A 6319-nucleotide genomic window follows, 5' to 3' on the forward strand; every position below is an offset into this window, starting at 1 on the left:
ATGATTCGGCTCTATTCAGTTTGGTGCGAATGATGGCGGCCCTTTGGCCCCAAAGTGCGCCCCACAGGCTTCTTCAATGTTCCAGTCGCGAATTGCGAAGCGGTTTAACGAAGGCGCTTACCGCTCGCAAGCACACGGCCGCGCCGCTCGGCGGCCAAGCTCAATTGCGTTGCGCGATTTGCGCTTCAGGCAGCGACCACATCCTGATGACGCCGTCCTGACCACCCGTCAGTAGAGTATGGCCGTCGTTCGAGAAGGCCACGGCTTTCGCACCCGAGCCGGAGCCGGTCAGCGGAATGTAGGTTCTGAGCCGCTTCAGGCTTCTGATCCGGACGACGCCGTCCTCGGACGCAGACGCCATCAAATCATCGGAACTCGAGAATGCCAGTGATGTGATGCGCCCGCTGTGCCCGGTGAGGGTTCGCTGCATGCGATACGAGGCCATCGATAAGAGCCTGATAGAGCCGTCGAGACCACCCGCGACCAGCATGGTCCCGTCCGGTGTGAACGCGAGCTGAGAGATGAAATCGGAATTGTTGCGATAGATGCGCCGCGTCTCGCGCGTTTCGGCGTTCCATACCCGGATGGCGCGGTCGGCGCCGCCGGACGCAATCCATTGGCCCGCCGCATCGGTGGCAAGAGCCTGGACGGCATTTTCATGCCCTTGAAGAATTGCAGCGGGTGCGGCCTCAGAAGCCGTCTCCCACAACGCGACGGTCCAGTCGTGGCTTGCCGCCGCGATGCGATCCTCCGAGCCCGCGAAAGCGACGGACCATATGGTCGCGTCGTTGCGCTTGAACCGGTAGAGACGCCGGCGCGTGTCGAGATCGTACACGCCAATCGCGCCGTTCGAATGTCCGGTAACGACGCGATTGTTGCGCACCGCGAGTGCGGTCGCCGGGCCGTCTTCAAGCGGGATCGTACCCTGCTGATAATGAGAATCGTAAGACCATATCTTGAGCGTCGGTTCCTCTGACGCCGTGACGATCAAACGTCCGTCGCCGCTGAGGGCAAGCTCGTCGATGGCGCCGTCGTGGGCCTTGATCTGAGCCGTCTGCTTCAGCGTCGGATCGGTATTTGCCGCAGGCTTCGTGATCGCCCCGGTCGTGATGGCATTGCCGCGAGCCGTAACCAGCTGCGGAATACGATCGTGGAATGCAAAGGCGACACCTACGATCGCCGCGGCAATGATGAGCCGCGTTTTGAGCCGCCGCAGGAAAGGACGCCGCCCAACATCCGGTTTCGGACGGATCTTCGGCTTGGACTTGACCTTTTCGGCGACGACGCGCGGCGGAGGCGGCAATGGCGGCAGTTTCTCCGCCGGCTTCGGCTTCTCGGCCTTGACCTTCTCGACCTTCGCCTTTTCGGCGCGCAATAATTTTTTCGCGGCGACCGGGGGCGCCGCTGGCGGTGCTGTCTGGGCCGCCTGCCGCTTTCCGGCGGACGGGTTTTTCAATGCGTCGACGAAGTCCAGAAGAACGCCTTTGGGACCGGGCGCATCGGGCGGCGGTGGAACGGGCGTCATGGTGACGGATTCCGCAACACGCTGCGCCTCGTCATTGCGGCGGCGGACTTCCGTCTTTTCTTTGAAGCGCTGGAATATGCCCGGCTTCTCAGGCTCCGGCGCGAGAAGCGCACCCCGCCATGCAGCGACCGATTGCGGCCGACCATCCGGCGTCAGCGAAAGAGCCTGCTGGATAGCGTCGAGGAACGACGCGCGATACCCGCCGAGGGCTGCCTCGCGGACCGGCACCAGCTCGTCCTTGAGCATGCGTGACGGCGAGTCGGCCGGCCGCTTTCCGGTGACGGCATGATAGAGCGTCGCCGCGAACGCATAGATGTCGGTCCAAGCGCCCTGCTGGCGGCTTGTCTCGGCATACTGCTCGTAGGGGCTGTAGCCGGGTTTGACGAGCGCAGAGACCGTCTTGGTCTTCGAATGCGCGGCGATATCGCTCCGCGCGGCGCCGAAGTCGATGAGGACCGGATCGCCGTTGTTTCGGATGATGATGTTGTCGGGCGCGATATCGCGATGCAGGAAGTCAGCCTTATGGATGACCTCGAGCGCGTCGAGCAACGGCGCAACGATTTGATCGAGTTCTTTTTGCCGGGGCGCCCGCCCGAGGTCTTTCAACCAGGCTTTGAGATTCTTTCCTTCCTCGAACCGCAACACCATGTAGGCCGTGTTGTTCGCGCGGAAGATCCGGTGCACCTTGACGATGTTGTGGTGATCGAACTTCGCGAGCGTCTGCGCCTCTTCGATGAAGCGATCGAGACCCCAATTGTAGTCGCTCCTGCAACCCGATGAGCGCGGCGTGGCTTCGAGGCTGTCAGTCCGAAGGGCGAAATCGCTCGGGAAATATTCTTTGATGCTGACTTTGCGCGTGAGCTCGGGTTCGTCCGCGAGATACGTGACGCCGAAACCGCCTGCGCCGAGAACACGCACGATTTTGTAATCGCCCGCGAGCTCCGTACCGTCCGGTAAAGCGACAAGCTGCGTCATGGTCCTCGTGCGCGGGCCGTCCGCGCGCTTGCAATGATGCGCCTCTGACGATCGTCCTGATTTAGGCTCTGAGCCAGTACTACGTCTTGTCTCCGTTTTGTCCCAATGGCGCAAGAATGTGGCGTATCGACGAGCAATGAACCCGTGATGAATAAATCCACATGGTGTCGCCATTGAGCCATGTTGCCGCCGCCATCTCCGAACCTAAATCGCCTCACGTGATTGGGCGAATCATCATGCACGAGCAAATAACGACTCGATGCGCCGTAGCCGGTACGGCGATTCTGTCAGGCATGGCAGTCTTGACTTTCCCAGCCGATGTCAGCGGCGCGGAAAGTGTGGTCGATACGTCTCTCCATTTGGCGAGCGCGACGGAAGCGATGCTGTCCGAAGGCTATCGGGCCGCTCCCGCATTGATGCTCGGCCTTGTTCTCGCTGCGGTTTTGCCGGTTCTGACGATGCTCGTGAAAATTTCTGAGCCGCTCCGGCGCTCGCCCGATGCAACGACGCGCTACCGGCGGGGGCGAGACGAAAAATTCGACGCGGCGGTTGCGAATGTCGAAGGTGGCCGCCGCCGGGCGCCCTTTGTTGAAATCGAAAGCACCGGCCGCAACCTGCGCTGCGCAATCCTGCGCGACATGCTCCGGATTGGCCGGGAACACGACAACGACATCCGCATCCCGAGTAAGGCTGTGCATCGCTATCATGCAGCCATCCACCGTGATTCGGACGACTGGCGCATCACCGACCTGACAGGTGTCGAAAGCAATGGTTTGATCGTCAACGGGCGGCGGTGCTGCGAAGCGCGCTTGAACGATGGCGATATTATTCAGCTGGGGCCCGGCAAGCTGCGGTTTCGTGCCGGTCTTGGATAATACTCACGTTGTCGCCAAGGTTCTGTCCAGGTTCCAGTTCATTGCGTTTGACCAACGGTGTTCGACACTGCGGCAGTCTGTGCTTGTTTAAATCGGAGGGAGATTTTAATGGCCATCGAGCGCGGGGAAACGACCGCAGGGAACGAGGCGAAAGCCGTGAAGCAGCATAAATTTCTTGGCTCCTTGAGAGACGCGCTGATGGCAGCAGGCCGCGATGATACGGCGCCAGCCGGGGCCGCACGCGCCAAAACACCCGATCCGGCCGCCGCTGCACCGGCGAGCCCTCCCGCAGCGCCTGGGGCTGCGATCGCCGAAAAAGCGCCATCCGTTTCCGCAGCCGCGCCCGAGACCCTCAGCGCCGAGGAAGCCGCGCGGTTAGCCAGGACGCCACCCGTGCCCAAAGTGCCGGACCTCGCCGCCGCTCCGAGTGACCCGGACCAGCCGCCAACAACCCGCGTTATCCGCCCGGACCCGGCAAAGCCCCGAAAAATCGAGCCGGAGGCGCCCGCGCGCACTGTCCTCGTCCGGGGCAAGCAGAAAATCCAGCTCGGAGTCTTCGAGCGCGATCCGGTCGTCGGCTTCTTCATCGTGGTCGGCGGCCCGGGCCTCGGCTCATACCGGCCGATCTTCGAAGGCAACAATACGGTCGGCAGGTCCACCGAGAATCGCATTCCGCTCGACTTTGGCGACGATGCCATCTCGAACGAAGCGCAGGCGTACGTTCGCTACGATTCGAGCGATCGGTCTTTCCTCTTCGTGCCAAACCTTGCTAAGACGAATGTCGTCTCTGTGAATGATAAGCGACCGGCAGGCCCCGTGCCGCTGCAGCCGATGGACGTAATAACATTCGGACGCACCCAAGTCGCATTTCTTCCGTTCTGCGGAAGTGATTTCGACTGGTCCGAGATATCCGAAGCTTAAGGATCGAATGCCGCCGTTCGAGCACGCAATCGCCGCGACGCGCGGAGCCCGGGACTATCAGGAAGACACCGCTGCCTTCATGTCTGACGGCAGCGAGCCGGTAGCCATGTCGAGTGAAGGGCCGGGCTTTGATCGGAGCGGCTTCGCCGTTCTGGCCGACGGCATGGGTGGCCACGCCGGGGGCGCTCTCGCGAGCAAGACCGTCTGCGAGAATTTTCTGGAATACGTCGCGTCCGCCAAGGGCGACGTGGGCGAGCGCCTCATCACCGGCCTCGGCGCGGCGAACGCCGCTGTCGCGAGCAAAATCTCGGAGAACCCTCTGCTGGCGGGAATGGGTTCGACGCTCATCGGCGCAGCCTTCGGACCGGCCGGCGTCGAATGGGTTAGCGTCGGCGATAGCCCGCTCTTTCTTTTCCGTCGCGGCGAGATGGCCCTCTTGAACGAGGATCACTCTCTCGCGCCCGAGCTTGATCGGATGGTGGCTGAAGGCAAATTGACTGCCGCCGAAGCACGCCACGATCCACGCCGCCACATGTTGCGATCGGCGGTGACGGGCGAAGAAATCGATCTTCTCGATGTCTCGCAACAGCCATTGAAATTGGAGCCGGGCGATTACGTCGTTCTGGCGAGTGATGGCATCGCGACGCTTGAAACCGGTGAAATCGCCCGCGTCATTCAGGGTTACGCGAAAGACGGCGCGTCCGCCGTGGCCAAAGCCATAATCCGCGCGATCGAAGCACTACGCGAGCCTTATCAGGATAACGCGACCGTGCTCGTCGTGAGAGCGGTCGGCTGAACGCGCGTCGCGAACTTTTATTTCAACACGATGTCGCCTCTTGCGTACACGGAAGCGCGGACGCCATTTTCCGAACGACTGCAACTTATTGATCGAAATGCATTCGCGTCGCGCTCGCGAACCTTACGCAAATGTATACTGGCCGCCAGAAACTGGCAAAGAACCTCCCGTATTGAGCGCTGCGTTACGGCCGCCATGGCCGAAAGAAACGCGAAGGAGAGACAAATGATTTCCAAGGTTCTCAGCGGCGCCGTACTTGCAGGTCTTCTGCTGTCCGTTTCGGCTCCGATCGTCGCTTATGCTGACGATGCAGCGCCGAAGACCAAAGCCGACTGCAAGAAGGCTAAGGGCACGTGGGATAAAGCGACGAAAACCTGCGCCGTGAAGAAGTAAACTCCGAAAATTTGATTTTCAGAGAAAGCAGTGGGTTCTCGAACCCGCTGCTTTTTTATTTCTTACGCATGCCGGCACGTGCAGTCACGATAGGTAGCCGCTTCATGCGAGACGATAGAAGCACTCCGATTAGGTAGTGACCGCGTCGCGGTGTTCTCGTCAAACAGCGCCGCAACGGCGAAGACGTCTCCCGCGCGATACGTCCGCTCGCCGTCATTGGTCCGCGTCTCGATTTTTGCCGGAAAGGCCGGAAAGAATGCCGGAAAGAATGCCAGCAAGAATGAAAGACACGGGCTTCGCCGAGCGCTCGAGCACCCGGTCCCTCGAAGCGCCGTACCCCGCGACGCGGGGAGATCTTGCGCCATACCGCTAACTAAGGCATCAGCGGATCGCCCGCCGGGCACCGCGCCAAATCGCAAATTTTGGCGGCCGGTGCTTGGCTTACCAGCCATGACAGTCCACTATCGGGGCCCGCCCACAAGATTTGTGCACTGCGAATAAAAAAAGATTTCTCGGAGGAAAGCCGTGTCTGTCAAGTCCGACATAGAGATTGCGCGCGAAGCGAAGATTAAGCCGATCGCCGAAGTCGCAGCCAAAATCGGCGTGCCGTCGAATGCGCTCATTCCTTATGGGTGGACGAAGGCGAAGGTCTCCACCGATTACATCAACCAGATCCAGTCGAATAAGAACGGCAAGGTCATCCTGGTGACGGCCATCAGCCCGACGCCGGCGGGCGAGGGCAAGACGACGACGACCGTCGGCCTCAGCGACGGCTTGAACCACATCGGCAAGAAGGCGATCGCGGCGCTGCGCGAGCCGTCGCTCGGGCCGTGC

General features: G+C 61.1%; 6 protein-coding genes. 5 read left to right on the top strand and 1 reads right to left on the bottom strand.

What is annotated here, in order from left to right; translation table 11 throughout:
- Positions 1–160: 160 nt before the first annotated feature.
- Positions 161–2500, bottom strand: a complete 2340-nt coding sequence (locus tag AC1DK3_RS16905; protein WP_477193407.1) for a protein kinase domain-containing protein — start codon at positions 2498–2500, stop codon at positions 161–163.
- 293 nt (positions 2501–2793) lie between these two features.
- Between AC1DK3_RS16905 and AC1DK3_RS16910 the strand changes: the two genes are divergently transcribed.
- The 5 genes from AC1DK3_RS16910 to AC1DK3_RS16930 form a co-directional block, all read left to right on the top strand.
- Positions 2794–3375, top strand: coding sequence for an FHA domain-containing protein (locus tag AC1DK3_RS16910; RefSeq protein ID WP_477193408.1), 582 nt, complete (start codon positions 2794–2796; stop codon positions 3373–3375).
- Positions 3376–3483: 108 nt separating this feature from the next.
- On the top strand, positions 3484–4296 hold the full coding sequence (locus AC1DK3_RS16915; RefSeq protein ID WP_477193409.1) for an FHA domain-containing protein: 813 nt from the start codon (positions 3484–3486) through the stop codon (positions 4294–4296).
- Positions 4297–4303: 7 nt separating this feature from the next.
- The gene (locus AC1DK3_RS16920) at positions 4304–5092 is read left to right on the top strand and encodes a PP2C family protein-serine/threonine phosphatase (protein ID WP_477193410.1); all 789 of its coding nucleotides are present in this window, start codon (positions 4304–4306) and stop codon (positions 5090–5092) included.
- Between the two features lie 225 nt (positions 5093–5317).
- Complete coding sequence (locus AC1DK3_RS16925; RefSeq protein WP_477193411.1) at positions 5318–5485, top strand: hypothetical protein; 168 nt, start codon at positions 5318–5320, stop codon at positions 5483–5485.
- Positions 5486–6010: 525 nt separating this feature from the next.
- Positions 6011–6319 (top strand): formate--tetrahydrofolate ligase (locus tag AC1DK3_RS16930; protein WP_477193412.1); only part of this gene is annotated, 309 nt, incomplete at its 3' end.

This window comes from Hyphomicrobium sp. 01T421, from assembly GCF_056398805.1.

Coding starts and splice junctions, on each gene's coding strand:
- AC1DK3_RS16915 (WP_477193409.1), top strand. CDS start 3,484: ATGGCCATCGAGCGCGGGGAAACGACCGCAGGGAACGAGGCGAAAGCC.
- AC1DK3_RS16925 (WP_477193411.1), top strand. CDS start 5,318: ATGATTTCCAAGGTTCTCAGCGGCGCCGTACTTGCAGGTCTTCTGCTG.
- AC1DK3_RS16905 (WP_477193407.1), bottom strand. CDS start 2,500: ATGACGCAGCTTGTCGCTTTACCGGACGGTACGGAGCTCGCGGGCGAT.
- AC1DK3_RS16910 (WP_477193408.1), top strand. CDS start 2,794: ATGGCAGTCTTGACTTTCCCAGCCGATGTCAGCGGCGCGGAAAGTGTG.
- AC1DK3_RS16920 (WP_477193410.1), top strand. CDS start 4,304: ATGCCGCCGTTCGAGCACGCAATCGCCGCGACGCGCGGAGCCCGGGAC.